Raw genomic sequence first — 20,028 nt, 5'->3', positions numbered from 1 at the left:
GGGAAAGAACTACACTATAGAGTTGCCGGGTATGGAAAGTAGGTATCCTTGTGTTTACAATATGACAGTACTGTGATAAATAGGATATGCTGATTATCATCCCCCGGTAAAAACAACGGGTAGGGTACTCATCTTCCATACCCACTTTCCGCTTTAATCACACAGAATAAGTGAAGACCAGCGATTAAAAACCGACTTTATAAATACTTTATGAAAAAGATCATATCTGCTTTGAGCCTTTATCTCTTGTTGTCATGTCTATGTATGGTTTTCCCGGAAGAAATGTCTGCTCAGGGTAGAACATCTATGGAGACAAGTCTGTTATCATTGACAGAAAAAGACACTACCCTGGCTGAGGTGGTTAAAAAGGTGGAATCGGAAACGAAATTTAATTTCGTTGGCATCTTTGCGTATAGAGATATTAAGATTGCGCCCGGACCGGGCCGTAGGTCCCTGGCTGCTATATTGGATGAGGCCAGACTGAAGTATCCTTTAACGTGGAAGATTGATGGATGGGATATCAGAGTGGAAAGGATATTGACGATTGACCGGTCATTGAATTCATCTGTGGCGCAACACCGGGGCATCCCGGAAAAAAAGAAGTTCCGGTTTTCAGGGACTGTTTTTGACAATACCGGTCAACCCTTGTCGGAGGCTACTATTGTACATTGTGGTACAAACAGCGGGACTATTACGAATGGAAGAGGACAATTTTTATTGGAGTTAGCGGATTCCACCCCGCTGGTGGCAGTATCATTTATCGGATGTGAATTGGTTGAAGACACCCTTCGGCATGGAGCGCCGCACCATTTTATACTGAAGTGGAAGAGTATGTCCATTGACACGCCGGTAGTTGTCGCTTATTCGACTAAAACTCCCAGAACCTCACTGGAGAACGCAGACAGGATCACAGCGGAGGAAATAGCCCTGCATCATGCAGATAATTTTGCTGCCATACTACAGGGAAGAGTACCAGGATTGAACGTCGTACGACTGAATGGCGTGACTGGTTCTTCTTTTAAATTTGAGCTGAGGGGAAGAAATTCCATATTAAACAGGGGAAATCCGCTTTTCCTGGTGAATGGGGTACCTGTTCTTGACGAGAACCTGAATCAGCTGTCCAGCATCATCACTAATAATACGCCTGCGGGCGCGGGTCCTTTTATTATCATTAACATCAATGAAATTGAGTCTATCCAGGTATTAAAAGATGCCATTGCCACCAGTATTTACGGCAGCAGGGGTGGAAATGGGGTCATATCGGTCCGCCTGAAATCAGCCACACCGGGTTTGACGCGTATCGTCGCAGACGTTAATTCAGGATTTAGTATGGCCAGACCGGGCTACCGGGTTTTATCCCTTCCGCAATACCGGTCTTTGCGGAGGGAAGCATTTGAGAATGATGGTATGACGCCTGGTAATACATCCGGGCTACCTAATTATGCGCCTGACCTGTTTGACACATCCAGGAAAGCGATTGACTGGCCGCGACAGCTGTTTGGAGATCCGGCATTTCAGACGAACGTAAATCTGTCTGTTGCAGGCGGCTATGACAGTCTCTCCGGTTATATGGGTGTAGGATATACCCGTGAAGCTTCTGTGCTGAATAATGCGTTATACTTCCAGCGGCTGTCATTTCATGCGGCAGGACAGTTGTCCTTTCCTGATAAAAGATATACTGTTCAGTCCCAGTTGTACATCTCTTCGAATATGAATAAGTTATACAATGGCACCTCGTTAGGGGTATTGTTCCCTCCGAATGCAGCATCTGTCAGGGAAGGGAGTAAAGTGCTGCAATGGGCGGACTGGATGGACTGGTTTAAAAATCCTTTGGCGGACAGGATGAAAGCATATAAGATGAATATCAACAGTATCCTCCTGAACGTAAGTCCTGGTTTTGTTAATGTGGAAAAAACATTGAAGGTCCGCGTCGACCTGGGTATGAATACCAATTTTGTTAATGAGAATTCGGTGGTACCAACCGGCGCGCAGATGACCATACCTGGTACTGCTTTACGCAGTCAGTCTTTCCTTGCCAGTAGCACCTCCAACACGCTTATTGTTGAGCCTGTGGCGGAGTATACATTCAGGCAGTTCAGGTTCATGACAGGAGCAACCTATCAGTATTCCAGTATGAGGGGAGACAGCAGCGTTGGTTCGCCTGCGTTATTATCCGGCTTTTTGCCGGTTATCCGTGAATATAAATATGTTTCCCTGTTTGGTCAGCTGGATTATAACCGATACAATACCTACTTTTTTAATCTGACTGTTCGCCACGACGGCAGCAGCAGATATGGTCCACAGACAAGATATGGCACTTTTGGAGCAGTTGCCGCAGCTGTGGATATTGCAAAAGTACCGTTCCTGCATATTCCCCGGCATATACTGCAATATGCTAAACTGCGCGTCAGCTATGGTTTGACGGGTAGCGATCAGATTGGAGACTATAAGTACCTTCAGATCTGGAAACCCATCAGGGAGCTTTTTCCCGGAACGGGCGGTATTTCATCTGAGTCAGTGTACAATCCTGCTTTTTCCTGGGAACAAAGCCGAAAGCTGGAGTTCATGCTCGATTTTCTCCTATTCAGAGAGAAGCTATCAGGGAATATTACCTACTACCGGAATTTGAATACCCGACAGCTGATTGACTATAAACTCACCACGCAAACGGGCTATGATGGTGTGCTTACAAATTTTGACGCAGGGATAGCAAACCGGGGTGTTGAACTATTTATTGGGATAAGGAAACTCATGCTGGGGGAATTTGAGTTGGATGCTGGCTTCAATCTGGCTATTGCAAGAAACTCGTTACGTTCATTCAGCCGATTGAGTAAATCAACTTACGGATCGAAGCTCAGTGTTGGTAAATCGCTGAATATGCTGAAAGGATACGATTGGGAAGGAGTGGATATGGAAACAGGGATTGATAATTTCCGGGATGTTAATGGTGATGGACGGATAGATGAACATGACCTGATTTATCTGGGGAATACCGATCCTAAATTTCAGGGTGGAATGACACTGACCGTCAAATATAAAAGCTGGTCACTGAATATGTCTTCGGAATTCAAGCGGATCACGGGACCGGATTATATCTACAATGCAATGATGGGAGGGGCCAGCCTGGGGAGTCAGTGGAATCAGCTGGATATCGTAGAACAGCGCTGGCGTAAGCCGGGAGACAATGCCCGTTTTTCGAAGGCTTCCGCTCTTTCTAACAGTCTGGTAAATCTGGAAAGGGCGAAATTGCCTGTTTCTGACAGGGCTTATACCGATGCGAGCTTTATTAAGATCAGAAATATCAATATCAGTTATACCATCAGATCAAAGGATTTAAAGGGCAGATATAATGACAATCTCCAGTTTTATCTGAACGGGGAGAATGTGTTGACTATTTCTCCCTATAATTCCGGCGATCCGGAGATGGCCAATTTATATGCTGTACCCACACCCATGGTTATCAGAGTAGGGACAAAAATTTATTTTGATCAACTATTTAAGCATTAGTAAATGAGATATACACCCTTTGGCAACCATTTGATTTTGGTGATATTTTGTGCGATCGTCATGAGTGGGTGTTCAAAACTGGCGGAGGTTGATCCGCCGGATAATACTATTACAGGGGAGGATGCTTTTAATAATTATGCAAATGCCAACAGGGCTGTTATGGGTGTGTTCAGGAAAATGGGAGGGATGTCCAACGTGGTCTGTGGCGGTATGAGCATCTTTGGAGACTTGTATAGTGGTAGCGCTAAGGTGCTGGATGATGATTCGGAATATCAGCAATTTGTCAGTGGTCTTATTAATCCATCAAATAATACCTTCAGAAGTATTTTCTGGATAAGGACCTATAGCTTGATAGGCAGGATCAATGCCTGTCTGGAGGGCTTAGGTAAAAGTCGTGGACTGACTACTGCTATACGCGATCAGCTAATAGCAGAATGCAGGTTTGCCAGGGCATTGATCTATCTTAATATGAGCAGTATATTTGGTGACGTACCTTATATCACATCGGTATCGGATTATGAATATATGCAATTCCAGGGACGGGAACGTGTCAGTATGATCGATAGTTTTTGTCTTGGAGATCTGTTGTATGCAAAGCAAACACTATATGATCAGGCCACGATGGTTGACTATAGGGTCAGGCCAGACAAGTATTGTGCAATGGCGTCATTAGCGAGACTTTATCTCCGGAAGAAAGAATGGCAGAAGGCTGGAGAAGAAGCCACTGCTATCATCAACAGCAAAAAGTATCAACTGGAGCCGCTGGATGATGTTTTCCTTACAGGTAGCAGAGAAGCGATTTTTCAGCTACTTCCACAGCATGAAAGCAACTATGCTATGGAGGCTATGTTAATTTATCCCAATAACAGCAGGTCTCCCAAGATCGCCTTATCTGATTCCCTGCTGAAGCTTTTTACTCCAGGTGATAAGCGAAGGAGCCACTGGGTCAGAGAGGAGACAATTGATAACCGCGTTTGTTACTGTCCGTATAAGTTTAAGAAAAGGTTTCTACATGCCGCAGAAACATTGCCTTCTGAGTTGACCACTGTAATACGTCTGGCGGAAATCTTCCTGATCAGGGCAGAAAGCAGGTTGAATCTGGGCGATCTGCCGGGAGCAAGAGCCGATTTAAATGTTGTGCGCACAAGGGCGGGCTTAGAACCGGTACAGACAGATATGCCTGCTGAAGAGATAAAAAACCTGATCGAACGCGAACGCCTGCTGGAACTTTTTACTGAATGTGGACACAGCTGGTTTGATCTTGTCCGATCAGGAAAAGTAGATGTTGTGATGCAGCAGATCAAAATGAACTGGGATCCACGCAGGCGTTTCTGGCCTATTCCACAGGCGGACCTGGACGCTAATGAATATCTGGTGCAAACCCCAGGGTATTGAGCTGCTGACATTTTCAATGGTCTGTTACTACTTTTGTTTTTCTACCATATCAGGTAGCCTGTAGTGTAAATGAAAACATTGTCTTTTGCTCTCAGACATACCGCCGGCGTTCCTGAACAATAGGCCTGGGCTTCCTGTTGCGTGAGCCCCCATAAAACAGTTTGCCCATTCCAGTCCATCCAGTCATGTACAACGTCAGCGGCAGCAAGATTTACATTCGCACTAACAGCGGCGCCTATGCCGAGAACTGCGGCGAAGGTCATGACGAGGATTTTTGTTTTTTTCATAGTCATTGTTTTAGATTATTCGAGGTTGATATGCTTTCGGCGATTTTGAGCAATTCAATAAGAGAACATACCGGTTGCGGCAGGCCGCGTGGTCCGGGTCCTGTCAGTACAGGCTTTCATAGTGCAGGCGTTATCGCCACTAAAAAATAAAGAGATGTTGACCGGATCTTTTAATGCTGTTTCAGTCCCCTGTTATATATCCGGCCGGTGTCCTGGTTTGGAAGCAATGCGTCTTTAATTCTGTTGCATAATACAGAAATATCTTATCAAGTTTGTTAATCACATGTTAACATAGCACTATTGTTGATTATTCATTATCAACTGGCAGTCATAAAAAACGGGGCTAATCCAGGTGGATAGCCCCGTTTATATATAGTCAGACTATTTTTATCCTACGTTAAGCTTACGTGTAAAAGGAAGCATTGACGGAAGGTAACTATAGTCAGACTATCTCTAAGAGATGATAAAATTAATACTATACGTTGCTGCAAAACTTCAGTTTACGGATTAGTTCATCTCAACAAAATAAATTACATACAGGATTATCCCAGTACGTGCTGTGCCAGTACTTTCTGTACTTCGTATACGTCTACAGACTTGTTAAACTGTTTGCGTATGCTTGGCTGTACTTCACTGGAGATCCAGATTTTCAGTTCTGCGTCCAGGTCGAAGGTACCTGCCGTTTCGATGCTGAATCTGGAAATGCTTTTGTAGGTTACGCTCAGGTATTCTACTTTGCTACCTGTGATCCCTTGTTTGTCTACCAGGATCATACGTTTGTTGGTGAAAATAAAAGTGTCCCTGATCAGTTTGAAGCCGAGTTCAATGGTTTCTGTAGGGGTTAAAAGTTTGCCATAGTCTTTTACGAGTTGCGCCTGATCAACAGCGCCGGCATTTCCAAGTAAGCCTGAAAAAAGTCCCATTTGATAAAATTAATGAAGTATAGGTGATTAATAATAAACAAGATAGGCATTTACGTGGAAGCAGTCAAATTCTATCCGCAGAAATAAATTTTGAACAATATGGCGGAAATAGCGTTATACCCTAGCTACTCAGAATGACCATCTGAAAAACCATTCCTAACAACCATACCAATCTAATGGCACACTCAAGACACGTTTTTGTACAGGTAGACTGTAGTCGCCTTATTGCAAATATCGGTATCAATCCACCTTCAAATGCACAGGTACGCGAGAACACCGCGATATATGACCAGGGAGCGATGGCGCTGGGTAATCCTGTTGAAAGCTTTGCTATTCCTGTGACGACCGATCAGGATGTATATTTCACTATCCTTCCGCTGGTATTGTTCTCCTATCATAAGCTGTATTTTACTGATTTTAAAGTGATCAATTCAAATGGTGGTATAACCGTTCCTGATGATATTAAATTAGATGGCCATCAGGTGAGTTTTAAAGTGCCTATATCCAACGTCTCTGCCGGCGGCGAACTGAGTTTCGACCTGTATGCCATGCTGGAGTATCAGATCGCGAATGAGCTTGTGAAGATACCATTGTGTATCGATCCGGTACTGAGAGCGAACCAGGGGAATGGATAAGTACTAAACCGGCGCTCAATTGAATGGAAGACAGTTCATACAGGTGCTTTGTTGTCTGATATTCGGTATCAGCGGGACCTTATATGCGCAGGACCAGGGGAAAGCTGACAGCATTAAAAGAATACTGCTGGAGACCGATACACTTTCTCCGGTATCTCAGATGGCGATGTTTGCGAAAATAGCGGCCTATTCTTCTTCTCCCGATGAAGTATTGCTGTATGCAGATACTTTGCTGGAACTGGCTGCGACGCATCACGAGCCCAATTATATTATTGAAGCGCTGCAGTCCAAGGGGGTTGCCTACCGTTTAATGGGCAATCTGAAAAAATCACTGGAAAACCTGTTCCGCAGTGCAAACCTCGCTATCGAAAAGGGCGCGCACAAGCGGCTGACCACTGGTTATCTTGAAATTGCCAATACCTATATGGCTAACAATGATCTGAAGAACGCTATTCTATATAATAAGAAAGCGGTTGGCCTTATCAGACTACATGGTAATAAAGAGCAATTGGCTATTAATCTGCTGAACACCGGCTATAGTTATTATACATTAAATGAACTGGACTCAGCCTTATTGTTGTACAATGAGGCTGAGCCTATTTTTGCGCAGATCGGTCTGAAGATCGGTCAGGCCTATGCAGTAGGGAATAAAGCGTTGGTCTACTGGAAGCAGGGCAATAATGATAGTGCCAGACAAGGGTTGCTACGGGCTATTGATATGCTTGGTCCGCTGGGCGATCAGTTTGGGATGGCGGATTATCATAATCAGCTTGGTAAGTTATATGCAGAAGAAGGAAAGACTGAAGACGCCATCCGGCATACCGGTAAAGCTCTGGAAATAGCAAAGGCGCTGGACTTAAAAGAGCAGATGCGGGATGCTTCGCTCCTGTTGTCTAATTTGTATAAAACGAGGAAAGACTATGCACGGGCTTTCGATTATCAGAGCAGATATATTGTATATAAGGATAGTATAGAAAACTCGGGCACGACCCGGCAGCTGGCCAATCTGCGGACGGAATTTGAAGTAAGTCTGAAAGAAAAAGAGATCGTATTACTGGAAAAGCGACAGCTGCTGAACAGGATCTATATTATCGTCGCGGTGTTCTTTCTGCTATTGGCAGTACTGATGTTATTGTATTTCCGGCAACGTTTTCTGAATGCACGGCTGTTGGCGGTAAATGAGCAGAAATACCATGACGAAAGGATCAGGAATCTGCTCAATACACAGGAAACAAAAGCATTACAGGCGATGGTACAGGGGCAGGAGAGTGAAAGGAAACGCCTTGCGAGAGAGTTGCATAATCATTTTGGTAGTCTGATGGCGACAATTAAAGTCAATATGCATGCGGTGGATGAAAAAGCGATTCCTAATTACCAGACCTTATCAGTACTGATAGACCAGGCCTGTTCAGATATACGCAATCTTTCGCATTCTCTGAATGTTGGTATAGCAGATGATTTTGGGCTTGTACCTGCATTGGTTGAATTAACAGCACATCTGCGTCAGGCGAATAGTCTGGAGGTAGAATTCTCTGCTGCTATGTGTGAACAGAAAATGGAAGCGCGGAATGAGATCATCATATACCGGATCGTGCAGGAACTGGTGAGTAATGTACTGAAACATGCAGGGGCGACGAAACTGTCTATTTCGCTGACCTGCTTCGACGAAGAGAATATTATTAATATCATCGTACAGGATGATGGGATAGGATTTGATGTAGAAGAAGAAATAACCGGTTCTGGTATGGGATTGAATACACTGAAAGAAATGATTGTTGATCTGCGTGGTGAGATCCGCTTTGATAGTAACCCTGCAAGCGGCACTACGGTAAATATAGATTTGCCTGTTACGCCGATAACACTCAACTGAGATCTATGATAAAAGTACTGATAGTAGATGATCACCATCTGTTTGCGGAGGGGGTTGCTTCTTTGTTTAAACCCGAAGATGGCATAACTGTAGTAAAGCATACTACCAATGGAAATGAGATCCCTGATATTCTGTGCAGTAGTGAAATCGATGTCATACTGCTGGATATCGACATGCCCATTCTGAATGGGATTGCCTGTATGGAATTGCTGAAACAAAAAGGATACGATCAACCGGTTGTTATGCTGACGATGCATCAGTCCATGCGGCAGATCAAAGATGCACTGGAGAAAGGTGCGCAGGGATATGTGCTGAAAGATGCCTCGAAAGCGGAGTTAGTACAGGCCATTAACAATGCCAGTGAGCGGAAGAATTATTTTCATCCCAGGATCAATGACCAGGTATTTGATTATTTCAGGGGGAAGAGTGCCGGGAAAAACGGCCTGCAGGAGCTTTCCGAAAGAGAGAAGGAAATTATCAGGTGTCTGGCAGAAGGGATGAATACCAGGGCGATATCCAGTTCTCTTTATATCAGTGAGCATACGGTGAAGACCCACCGGAGAAATATCATGCATAAACTGAATGTAAAAACCTCTGCGGAGCTGATCCGGCTGGCTATAGACAAAGGCATTATCTGATAACATACAGCGGCCTCTGCTTACAATCGGTGTGGTAGTATACCCCAATTGGGGTATTGCGGAAAACCATCCTTTCTTGCGACGATGACAGTGTTTAATTTCTCCACCTTTGAGATGTCTTCAATGCGCATTAAAGTAAGACAGGGCGGATCCGAAAAGCCTTTAAAAGAGTAGGGAAAATAACCAAAATTTATAATCATGTCCGCAATTAATTGGAACCAGGGTCAGCTTATCAGTTTTGGCCAGGGCGACACCGCAACATGTAACGGTGGTCTGAACAAAGGTCAGCTGTACGGCCTCTTCTTTTACAATGCTGCAGGAAATGATGCAAGCACAACCGTTGTTGTTACCGGTAACAACTCATTACCTCCGGTAACCGTTACCGTTCCAGGCACAACCGCTAATCAGGGTCTTGCTGCTATCTGCTTTGTCAGTGGCGATGAGACTGCTACTATTGCAGCTTCTATTCTGAATGGTCAGCCAGGTGCCAACATCCAGGCATTTATTGGCAGTGTAAAGATGCCTACTGATACCAGTGGTATCAACAACCAGGGTCTTTCACTGAATGGCCAGCAACAGAGCTTCCAGAAATTTACCCGTTTCTACGCAGTACCTGCTTCTCACTGGTATGCAGGTCAGATCACCAGCAACATTAATGCATTCATGTCTGTGCAGTTCACAGAAAATGCAGCTACGGTTATCTGCGTAAACGCGCCTTCAACAGGTATCACCGGTGTAATTGCTTACTACGGTACACAGGCACAACCTAAAGTTACATTGAACCCCGTTGCTTATCAGTCTGCGTCCTGGAGCCTCTTTGGCAACGGCCAGCAGATCGTATGGATCAACGCTGACAGCGTACAGAATTCACAGAGCGCAACAATATCTGTTCAGTCACTGCAGGCATTGTATGCTGCACCCAAACACGATAAAGCTGCCGCCGGCGTTGCTTAACTGATCGGTCCCACAACACTAATGGTCTTCTGAGTATAGTAAAGAGCCTTCCCTTATGGGAGGGCTCTTGTTTATTTAGCCAGTTTCAATATCCATCTGATACAGTCATCCGCATCAACAATTGACCAGGAATGGGGATGTCGGGTGCCGTCTACCCGGAACCCTTTACCGACAGCAGGAATAAACTCCACTTTGGTACTACCGTGCTGCATGAGGAAGTTCGCCATGGCAGAAAGATTAGCCGCATTCATACTATAGTAGTCCCTGGCTTTGTTTTTCAGTTGCCATACAATATCCGGATCACAGTATAGTCTTACGGGTACGTCTATCAGGTATTTCGCGTTTCCGCCATCTTCCTGGTTCCTGGAGAACTGAGAACCTGCTATATATTTTTCAGGAAACTGATCCGGTGAGCCGCCATATTGTGTATGAAAATAATCTACAAGGAAATGGGCTTCCACCAACGCCACCTTTTTGCTCTCCGATAATGCAGCGCCTTCTTTTTCGTAAAGGGGAATCTGTTTTTGCGCCTCGTTATACAGATCGACCATGTCAACAGGCGGATCGATGCCGATAGTGGCCAGCGGTTTTATCGAAGTGTTATACTGTGTATTCCTGGACATTTCGGTGTACTGTAAAGCATTCTCACCACCAAGGGATAGTCCGCTGAGAATAAATTTATCAGGGGGCGCTTTGAACCGGGTGATCAGATCATTGAAAACGGCTTCGAAGAATATAAGGGCGGGTTTATCGGATTCCAGTCCCTTGTTATAGTTCGCGCTTACTACGGCTGTCAATATATGATTGTTGAAGGCTTGTTGCAGGAGGGCTTTGTTACAGCTGATCACGTTTTCTGCCGTTTCTCCCGTGGAAGGGAAAAGAATGAGTACAGCGGTTATTTTCCCCTGGGGAACAAGCGTGTAGTAGAACAGTTTACCAGCGCCGTTGTCATTGACATAAATATCGGTGCTGTCCTGGCTGATATCGTACTTTTTCAGGAGGGGCAGGTACTGGTGGTCCAGGTTTAAAAAATTACCCTTTACAAAATTACCGATCGTCTTTCCGCCGTTCTCAAAATAAGCAGCTCCTTTTCCATGCAGGACGCCATCAGCAAAAGTACCTTTCAGGGTGGCATAGCCGGGGATGACATATTCACCTTTGCCGTTTGGTTTACCGGCTGCCATGACACCTGTATAGGTGCCTACTGTTTTATTATCCTGATACCAGGTTAATGTTCCGGCTCCGGAAGCATATCCGTTTTTACAGGTACCTGTCCATATCACGCTGTCTTTTGGCGAATAATCTTCATCCCAGACCTGGCATTGGTGCCGGCTGTCTCTGATGAATTGCCCTGTCTGTGCATAGGCCACCTGGCCGGCCAATAATCCTACGATCCAAAGTAACTGTTTCATATATTTTGTATGGCTGTAAATAGTAAGGGGTTTAGCAACCGGATTTTGTATATTTAGCCAACACCACAAGACCCAACAACCCGAAAGTATGCCAATAAACGTTCATCACAGACAGTTTATCCCGTACAAATTATTCAGTACACTCATTGTATTACTGTTTTGTTCTTTTATATCTGTCAGTTATGCACAGGAAAAGTTTATCATCCGCGGTACATCGCTGAATTATAAAGGAAGGATCTATCTCGATTGGAATGACCATATAGATACGGTGCTTATAAAAGATAACAAATTCCAGTTCGAAGGGACAAGTCCACGTATCATGAATACGCGATTATTTGTTGATAGTGATTTGCCCGTAGAATCCAACTGGCTGTACCTGGAATCGGGGGAGACAAAGATCACCATTGATACGACTACCATTACCAGTCTGGGAACAGATAAGGCTGCGTGTATGGTAAATATCCATTTTACGAAAGCAGGACCTATCAATGAAGTACTCTCTCTGCACGAAAAGAAATTCAGAGCACTTGTTCCCCGTTATATCCATGCTTCCGAAGCTGAGCAGTTTCAATTTGCGGTTTCTATGACGAGGGATCAGTTCAGGGAATACCCGGAAAGTCTGGCGCCCTTGTTTTACCTGGTGAGTACAGGGACAAAGGATTTCTTACCACCATCATTGCTGGACTCTATTTACAGGCAATTGCCGGAACGTTACAGAGCGACTGTTTACGGTGAGGCAGTTAAAAAACGACTGGAATATTATGAACGTACAACGGCCGGGCAGGCAATAAAGAATTTTAAGGCGTTAAATGCCGCAGGAGATTCAATCAGTACTGCCGGCTTTAAAGGAAAATATCTCCTGGTTGATCTCTGGGCATCCTGGTGTGCCCCCTGTAGAGAAGAAATACCATTACTGAAAGAGTTGTATGAGCAGTATAAAGGAAACCGGTTTGCGCTGTTAGGAGTATCTATTGACAGAGACTGGGCGGACTGGTTAAAGGCCGTAGAGAAAGAACAACTTCCCTGGGTCAACGCGATTGATCCCAGACACTTTGATGCGGAGATATATCGTTATTTTCGGGCGAATGCCGTGCCGTTTAACTTATTGCTGGACCCTGAAGGGAAGGTCGTAGCTGTGGACCTGCATGGAGAGGCGCTTAGGAATAAGCTGGCGGAGGTGCTGAAGCAATAATACGTCCGGCATTATCAGGATAATTAGAAGCGCGGGGTTGATACCTGCGCTTTTTTAATGCCTGCAGACAGGCCAGACATAAGTTAGGCTGGATAAGCTGTACGGTGCAATGTTTTCAGGGAGCCTTGAAACTTTCAACAGTTGCTGTATCTTGGGAGTGTAAAACGTCAGGGATAATATTGCCGGATAAACCATCAAATATAGAACAGGGGGTGCTGCAACTGATCGCAGAAGGCGATGAGGCTTCATTTCGGCAGCTTTATGCCCGCTATTATCCACAACTCCGTCCTTTCATCTGGAAATATACCGGATCGGCATTACAGACAGAAGATATCTTACAGGAAACGTTTATCAGGATCTGGTTGAACAGGGACAAGTTGCCGGAGATCGAAAATCTCAGTGCCTGGATCTTCAAGGTCGCTTCCCGGGAATATCTCACTATGCTCAGGAAGCAGCTGGTGTATGAAGAAAAACTGGCTACGCTGAATATCAATATGGATAAGGAGGGGGATCTGGCGCCGCTTACGCCGGATGATCAGGCGCACCTGGCGGATATCAGAAGGGTGATCGGAGAAGCGGTAGCACGTTTGCCGGAGCAACGCCGTCGTATTTATCGCATGAGCCGGGATGAGGGTATCCGGATACAGGAGATCGCCGATACACTGTCAATTACCCCACGTACCGTAAAGAATGTACTAACTATCAGTCTGAAGGAGATCAGGGAACACCTGGCGGCTTCAGGATATACTTTTATGATCCCTCTCTTTTTGTTCCTCAAAGATTATTGAAAAAAAATTGGAATCCGGATGGTACCATTTCCGGTTTCCTGCTTCTTATATAGTAAAGGGGGCGTATGGAAGAACGTATCGCTTATTTATTAGCGCAACATCGCCGGGGGGCATTAACGGCTGCTGAACGTCAGGAACTGCAGCACTGGCTTGATGTGCCAGGTGATGCCACCGTGGATACGATTGCGGCCCTGATGGAACAGGAGGCTGCCATAACGGAGCCGCTGGACGAAAGCACCCTGGAGGAACGCGTCGCACGTATCGTCTCTGTGGATAAAGGAGAAGAAAAGAAAACAGCTACTATCCATCCCCTGCGTACCTGGTGGTGGGCGGCGGCAGTCCTTATACTATGTTTTTCATTACTGGGTATTTACCGCTGGCAACACAGGCAGACAGCGATCGATACCAGACTGGCACAACAGTCCAATCCGGTTATCATGCCTGGATCCAATAAAGCCGTTCTTACACTTGCCAACGGCGAAAAAGTTAACCTCGACAGCACAGGCCACCAACTGATCCGGGAGGGGGAAACAGCTGTACAACAACAGGGCGGCAGTCTGCTATATGCCGCAGGCGCCGGAACAGCTGTCACTTATAATACGCTTACTACGCCACGTGGCGGACAATTCCAGCTGGTATTGGCAGACGGGACAAGTGTATGGCTCAATGCGGCCAGTTCCATCCGTTATCCAACAGCATTTAACGGGGATACACGACAGGTGGAAGTGAGCGGAGAGGCTTATTTCCAGGTAGCCAGCGACCCCGGACGGCCGTTTACCGTACATACAGCAGGACAAACCATCGCGGTATTGGGCACACAGTTCAATATCAATAATTACGGGGACAATGGACATATTATCACCACCTTACTGGAAGGAAAGATCAGGATCGATAACGGTCGCCGGCAGGTAGAACTGACGCCCGGAGAACAATCCATCGTCAATGCAGCAGACATTTCTGTCAACAGGAACGTAGATACCGATATGGTCGTTGCCTGGAAAAACGGACTCTTCAAATTTAATGGTACAAAACTGGAAGAGGTGATGAAACAGCTAAGCAGGTGGTATGATGTGGATGTGACCTATGCCGGACCTGCACCAGATCGGCGCTTTTCCGGTGAGATCACCCGAGGAGCAGCTATCACCGAAGTACTGGACATGCTCAGGCTTCTGCAGGTAAATTTTAAAATAACAGATAATGGACCACGTAAGATGATAACAGTGGTGCCGGATTGATCAACCAAAATTTCTAAAACTTATTAAATCAGCCAAACATGAAGAGATAACAAAACCAACCATCCGGACGGGGTTATATCCAAAGAAAAAGCGCAGAAGTGGTACGAACACTTCTACGCCGATTGATCTTTGGATTAACCCTCCCTTCCGGGAATCTGATTAGCAATTATCATTTATTAATCCAAACAGTACAAAAGTAATGAATTTCCATTCTTTTACTATGGCAGCGCCATGCCCGCTGCTGTCAAAAAGAATCCTGATGGTTTTGAAAATTGTCACCTTTCTGATGCTTGTCACACTAATGCATGTAAGTGCACGCAGCTTCAGTCAGGCAATCAGTCTGAATGAAAAGGATACACCCGTCGAAAAAGTGCTGGAACGGATCAGTAAACAGTCTGGCTTTCACTTTTTTTATGATGCCGCCACCTTTGCTAATTATAAGGTGACGATCAGTCTTAAAGATGCGCAGATCGAAAAAGCACTCGATAGCTGTTTACGTGGATTACCGGTCACTTACAAGATCATGGGTAAAAACGTCGTGCTGCTATCCGCAGAAAAAAGCAGCAACAATTCGGCTCAGCCGCAACAGGCACGGATTGTAAAAGGAACCGTGTTTGACGAAGACATGAAGTTGCTGATAGGTGTAACGATCCGTAACCGCAACAGTGGTAAAGGTACCGTGACCGACAGCAAAGGCGGATACGCGATACCTGCCGATATCGGGGATGTACTGGTTATCAGTTTTGTGGGATATGTGACCCGCGAAGCAATGGTAGGTAATCAGCCTACTATCGATTTTCAACTGAAGGTTACCAACGCAGCGCTGAACCAGGTCGTAGTCGTAGGATATGGCAGCACCAGGAAGAAAGACCTCATCGGGTCTGTCGCTACGGTAAACGTCAATGAAATACGGAATGTCCCTTTTGCCACTATTGATATCGGTCTGGCAGGTAAAGCTGCCGGCGTGCAGGTGATACAGTCAGACGGTTCTCCCGGTGGTGTGGCCAACATCCGCGTACGTGGTGGTACATCCATCCTTGGTGGGAATGATCCTTTGTATATCATCGATGGTGTACAGATCACACCGACCAGCCGCTATATTAAAACGCCTGGAGAAGTAGTGGATCCTGTAGCGCGTTCTACCAATTTCAGTGATCCTTCCAATGCCATTTCCGGCGCTTATGCCCGCGGACTGAATAGTCTGGCAGGATTGAACATCAATGATATTGAATCCATCGATATCCTGAAAGATGCATCTGCAACTGCCATCTATGGTTCCAAGGCCGCCAATGGCGTCGTGATCATCACGACCAAACAGGGTACGCAGGACACGAAACCCTATTTTGAACTGAACAATTATACAGGTGTTTCCCGTCCGGTAAAAGCGGATGTGCTGAATGCAGATCAATACCGGATGATCCTGAAAGAAGCTGCCACCAACTATAATGCTGACAGGGTAGCTATGGGGCAACAACCTTCGGCTACAGCAAATAAGATCCTCAATGATCCGGCCTATCTGGGTACGGATAATACAGACTGGTTATCGCTTGTATTAAGGAACGGTCTTACCCAGAACACAGACGTTTCTGTACGTGGTGGTGGAAGGGGTACCCGTTATTATACTTCCCTTTCTTATTCAGAACAGAAAGGCGTGGTAAAGGGTACTGATTTCAAACGCCTGTCCGGTAAACTGAACCTCGATAACCAGATCAATGCCCGGTTGAAGTTTACAACAAATATCAATTACGCATTCTCTACGAACAACATCACCAATGGTGCATATGCCCAGGCCTTGTATGCGCCGCCTACACGGGTACCTTACAATCCTGATGGTACATTGTCCAACCTGGCGGGTAGTGCGGTGAACTCGGATAATTTCAATGGGTTTCAGAATCCGCTGGCATTATTAAATGGGATCAACCAGGGTAAGAATGGGTTGTTCCTCGGATCGCTTGCGCTTGAATATAATATCGTCAACGGACTGAAATTCCGTAGCCAGGCTTCCATCAATTACAACCAGTATCACCAGCGTAACTACACGCCTTCTTCTGTTCAGGTACAAACTGCCAGCGGAGCAGGTAGCTCTATGGGAGGTGTCGGGTCACAGGGGCAAACGGAAACGACCAGCTACCTGTATGAAAATACCCTGAGCTACAATAAACAGTTCGGGCCGGATCATCGGCTGGATGTAGTAGCGGGTACTTCCTGGCAGGAAGACAGGTCTAATTCATTCCAGGCTTCCGGACAAACCTATCCGGACGATTTTATCCTAAATAACCTGTCATCTGCTGCCGTTACATTACCGAGTACGTCTGCCGCATTTCAGAACGCTTTACTAAGCTTCTATCTGCGTGCTAATTACGCTTTCAGGGATAAATACCTGATCACTTTTACCGGCCGTTCGGATGCTTCTTCTAAGTTCTCTTCTGATAACAGGGTGGGGTATTTCCCTTCCGGTGGTATCGGCTGGCGTATCTCGCAGGAGAAATTTATGAAAAAGCTGACCTGGATCGATGATATGAAACTGCGTGCCAGTGCAGGTTATACCGGTACACAGAATATAGGGAACTATCTCTACCGTACGCTGTATACGCCTGTGTCCTACAACGGTACAAACGCGGTGATCCCTTCTCAACTGGGTAACAACAAAGTGAAATGGGAGCAAACCTTACAGAAGGACGCGGGTATCGATATCTCCATGTTCAGGTCCCGTCTGGTCGTGAATGTGGGTGTGTATGAGAAGAAGTCTTCCGGTTTGTTATTTAATCAGCCGTTACCTTCCAGTTCTTCTTATTCATCAGTGATTGCCAACCTGGCTGATATCCGTAACAGGGGGCTTGAAATTGAGGTTTCCGGTAATGTGCTTACAGGTAAACATGCAGGCTGGAGAAGTAGTCTGAATATGTCCTTCAACCGTAGTCTTGTTACGGGGCTGAATATGGATTATACCGATCCGAATCATGGCGATGGGGTTACTTCTTCCGGTGGACAAAGCTATATCATGTCCAATACTGTATTGAGAACAGGCTATCCTGTAGGACAGTTTGTAGGTACGCCATTCAATGGTATCATTCAGAATAAAGCGCAGCTGGAAGCCTATCAGGCGGCATTTCCGTACTATGCCTTCTTTTCACCTTATCTGAATATAGGCGATCCGATGTATGCGCTGGCGACCAGCGGTCCGCTGTCAGGATTCCCTGATTCATATGCACTCATTGGAAGCGCAGCTCCTAAATTCTATGGTGGATGGACGAACACCTTTAACTGGCGTAATTTCACCCTGTCAGCTTTAATGACCTATTCCTATGGTGGACATATCCTCTATGCAGCGGATATTGCCAATAAATCAGTGAATGATCTTACGAATAAAGGTGTGCGCATCCTGGATCGCTGGACGCCTGAAAACAAAGAATCAGACCGTCCACGGCTTATTTACGGACAGAATTCCAATTTCACCGGTAGCAATGATATTTACAGTTCGTCCTTTATCAAGCTGAAATCTATAACACTCAATTACCAGTTTTCGCAAACGCTGCTGAAGCGGACGAAGATGCAGTCGGCTTCGATTTATGCTTCTGCTACCAATCTGTTCACGATCACTAATTATCCGGGTCAGGATCCGGAGGTGAGTAACGATCCATATAGTATTGTGGATGGTTATACGGATTCCAACAATTATCCTACTATCCGTCAGTTTGTACTGGGTTTCAGATTCGGATTCTAAGCGTGTGATTTATTATGATCTTAAAGGACATTAAAGATGAAAAAAGCTATTATCATATTATCGGCCGTATTGATGGCAGTCAGTCACTATAGCTGTCAGAAGCAGCTGGACGAGCTGCCGAAAGACGCGCTGGTACAGGGAAATACGATTGTCAATCAGCAGACGGCCAATATAGCGCTTAACGGCGTGTACTATCGTTTTGCCAATGCTTCACAAACCAATACCAACTGGACAAGCAACGAGGTCAATCCGGGGATACTGGCAGGTGTGCTGGATGACGGGCGTAATACATTGAATGAAGCGAGTAATGTATTAGGAAGGACCAGTTTCAATAATGACTGGGGCAGGTATTATTCACTCGTGAACGCTGCCAATGGTATCATTGACCAGGTTTCTGCGCTCAGCGGCACTTTGTTTTCTAATGGCAGAAAGGAGCAGATCCTGGCTGAAGCGAAGTTTATGCGTGCGTTTGCCACGTTTAAGGTGTTGTCGCTGATGGGACAGTGGTTTGATATCAACAGCAGCTTTGGGGCATTGTTACATGACAAGTTCCTTACTTCAACTACTTATGCGAGGGCACGCTCTGATGTAAGGAGCAGTTATCAGTTTATCTTATCTGACCTGGATTATGCGGTGGAAAATGCGGCTACAACTGGTAGTAATGTATATGTTACGAAGTGGGCGGCGATGGCACTGAAAATGCGTGTGCTGTTAGCCAGGGGCCAGCAGGATGATTATGCGCAGTGTGCGGCGATTGGTAATGATGTGATCAGCAACAGTGGTTATGTGTTGGAACCAGGTACCCGTGATATCTTTTATTCAAAGGGATTGAGCAGTAAAGAAGTGATACTGGGTGTTACGCCACAGGCTAACCAGGGTGCTTATTACTATAATACCAGCGGTGTATATGTGCGTCGTAATTCTTTTTATGTAGCGACTACCGTACTGAAGGATATGCTGGCAAATGATCCGCGTCAGCAATGGTACATCGGAAATGCCAACGGAGATAAAGCAGGTACTTTCTACTTTATAAAGTATGTGCAATCCACACTGACTACAACGCAGTTGTCAGAGGTGGCATATGCGATCCGTTTGTCTGAGGTATACCTGATGACAGCTGAAGCGACGATCCGTTCCGGCGGTAGTCTGGCTACCGCAAAAGGGCTGATACATGCTGTACAGGCAGGCGCAGGTATTACCGCAACGACTAATACAGCTAGTTATCTGGCTGTTGAACAGGCAAACACACCGGAAGATCTGCTGTTGCAGAGCTACTATGAATATGTGAAAAGCTTTGTGGGAGAAGATGATCAGTATTACTTCGCCTTACTGCGTTTCCCGCTGACGACCGTCACTACTTTGCGACCAACTATCAAAAATAAAGAACAATACATTTACCCGATTCCGCGCTCAGAGTTTGTCAACAATCCACTGATCGGCGCACAAAATCCGGGATACACGCAATAAA

The 20,028-nt window shown here is 45.6% G+C and carries 14 protein-coding genes; 11 read left to right on the top strand and 3 right to left on the bottom strand.

The window, feature by feature from the left end:
* Positions 1-210: 210 nt before the first annotated feature.
* Together BMZ72_RS11985 and BMZ72_RS11980 are read left to right on the top strand one after the other, a co-directional pair.
* A complete protein-coding gene (locus BMZ72_RS11985) occupies positions 211-3,507 on the top strand; it encodes a SusC/RagA family TonB-linked outer membrane protein (RefSeq protein WP_089808545.1) in 3,297 nt (1,098 codons plus the stop codon).
* A gap of 39 nt (positions 3,508-3,546) precedes the next feature.
* Entirely contained in the window at positions 3,547-4,902 is a 1,356-nt protein-coding gene (locus BMZ72_RS11980) for a RagB/SusD family nutrient uptake outer membrane protein (RefSeq protein WP_255373205.1), read from the top strand.
* A 41-nt stretch (positions 4,903-4,943) separates the two neighbouring features.
* Here the strand turns inward: BMZ72_RS11980 and BMZ72_RS11975 are convergent, their stop codons facing one another.
* Both BMZ72_RS11975 and BMZ72_RS11970 read right to left on the bottom strand, forming a co-directional pair.
* The gene (locus BMZ72_RS11975; protein ID WP_089808540.1) at positions 4,944-5,189 is read right to left on the bottom strand and encodes a hypothetical protein; all 246 of its coding nucleotides are present in this window, start codon (positions 5,187-5,189) and stop codon (positions 4,944-4,946) included.
* A gap of 542 nt (positions 5,190-5,731) precedes the next feature.
* Positions 5,732-6,112 (bottom strand): PH domain-containing protein, encoded by a 381-nt coding sequence (locus tag BMZ72_RS11970; RefSeq protein ID WP_089808538.1) that lies wholly within the window; start codon positions 6,110-6,112, stop codon positions 5,732-5,734.
* Positions 6,113-6,288: 176 nt separating this feature from the next.
* Here BMZ72_RS11970 and BMZ72_RS11965 point away from each other — a divergent pair, with 176 nt between their 5' ends.
* The 4 genes from BMZ72_RS11965 (at position 6,289) to BMZ72_RS11950 (ending at position 10,209) form a co-directional block, all read left to right on the top strand.
* Positions 6,289-6,747: a hypothetical protein gene (locus BMZ72_RS11965; protein WP_089808536.1), complete on the top strand. Its 459-nt coding sequence runs from the start codon at positions 6,289-6,291 to the stop codon at positions 6,745-6,747.
* Positions 6,748-6,766: 19 nt separating this feature from the next.
* A complete protein-coding gene (locus BMZ72_RS11960) occupies positions 6,767-8,617 on the top strand; it encodes a tetratricopeptide repeat-containing sensor histidine kinase (protein WP_089808534.1) in 1,851 nt (616 codons plus the stop codon).
* Between the two features lie 5 nt (positions 8,618-8,622).
* Positions 8,623-9,255, top strand: coding sequence for a response regulator (locus BMZ72_RS11955; RefSeq protein ID WP_089808532.1), 633 nt, complete (start codon positions 8,623-8,625; stop codon positions 9,253-9,255).
* A 198-nt stretch (positions 9,256-9,453) separates the two neighbouring features.
* A complete protein-coding gene (locus BMZ72_RS11950) occupies positions 9,454-10,209 on the top strand; it encodes a hypothetical protein (protein WP_089808530.1) in 756 nt (251 codons plus the stop codon).
* Between the two features lie 71 nt (positions 10,210-10,280).
* On the opposite strand, the gene BMZ72_RS11945 is transcribed toward BMZ72_RS11950, so the two are convergent.
* Positions 10,281-11,621, bottom strand: coding sequence for an MORN repeat-containing protein (locus BMZ72_RS11945; protein ID WP_089808527.1), 1,341 nt, complete (start codon positions 11,619-11,621; stop codon positions 10,281-10,283).
* Between the two features lie 88 nt (positions 11,622-11,709).
* Between BMZ72_RS11945 and BMZ72_RS11940 the strand changes: the two genes are divergently transcribed.
* The 5 genes from BMZ72_RS11940 to BMZ72_RS11920 all read left to right on the top strand — a co-directional run bounded on the left by BMZ72_RS11940 (position 11,710) and on the right by BMZ72_RS11920 (position 20,027).
* Complete coding sequence (locus BMZ72_RS11940; RefSeq protein ID WP_089808525.1) at positions 11,710-12,813, top strand: TlpA disulfide reductase family protein; 1,104 nt, start codon at positions 11,710-11,712, stop codon at positions 12,811-12,813.
* A gap of 179 nt (positions 12,814-12,992) precedes the next feature.
* On the top strand, positions 12,993-13,601 hold the full coding sequence (locus tag BMZ72_RS11935) for an RNA polymerase sigma factor (RefSeq protein WP_177222769.1): 609 nt from the start codon (positions 12,993-12,995) through the stop codon (positions 13,599-13,601).
* A gap of 65 nt (positions 13,602-13,666) precedes the next feature.
* Positions 13,667-14,836: a FecR family protein gene (locus BMZ72_RS11930; RefSeq protein ID WP_089808521.1), complete on the top strand. Its 1,170-nt coding sequence runs from the start codon at positions 13,667-13,669 to the stop codon at positions 14,834-14,836.
* 259 nt (positions 14,837-15,095) lie between these two features.
* Positions 15,096-18,560 (top strand): SusC/RagA family TonB-linked outer membrane protein, encoded by a 3,465-nt coding sequence (locus tag BMZ72_RS11925; protein ID WP_089809803.1) that lies wholly within the window; start codon positions 15,096-15,098, stop codon positions 18,558-18,560.
* A gap of 36 nt (positions 18,561-18,596) precedes the next feature.
* Positions 18,597-20,027, top strand: coding sequence for a RagB/SusD family nutrient uptake outer membrane protein (locus BMZ72_RS11920; protein WP_089808519.1), 1,431 nt, complete (start codon positions 18,597-18,599; stop codon positions 20,025-20,027).
* Position 20,028 lies beyond the last annotated feature (1 nt).

The organism is Chitinophaga sp. YR627 (genome assembly GCF_900114995.1).
Classification (GTDB): Bacteria; Bacteroidota; Bacteroidia; order Chitinophagales; family Chitinophagaceae; genus Chitinophaga.
The sequence above is the reverse complement of the archived record's forward strand: the minus strand, read 5'-3'. Positions and strand labels throughout refer to the sequence as shown.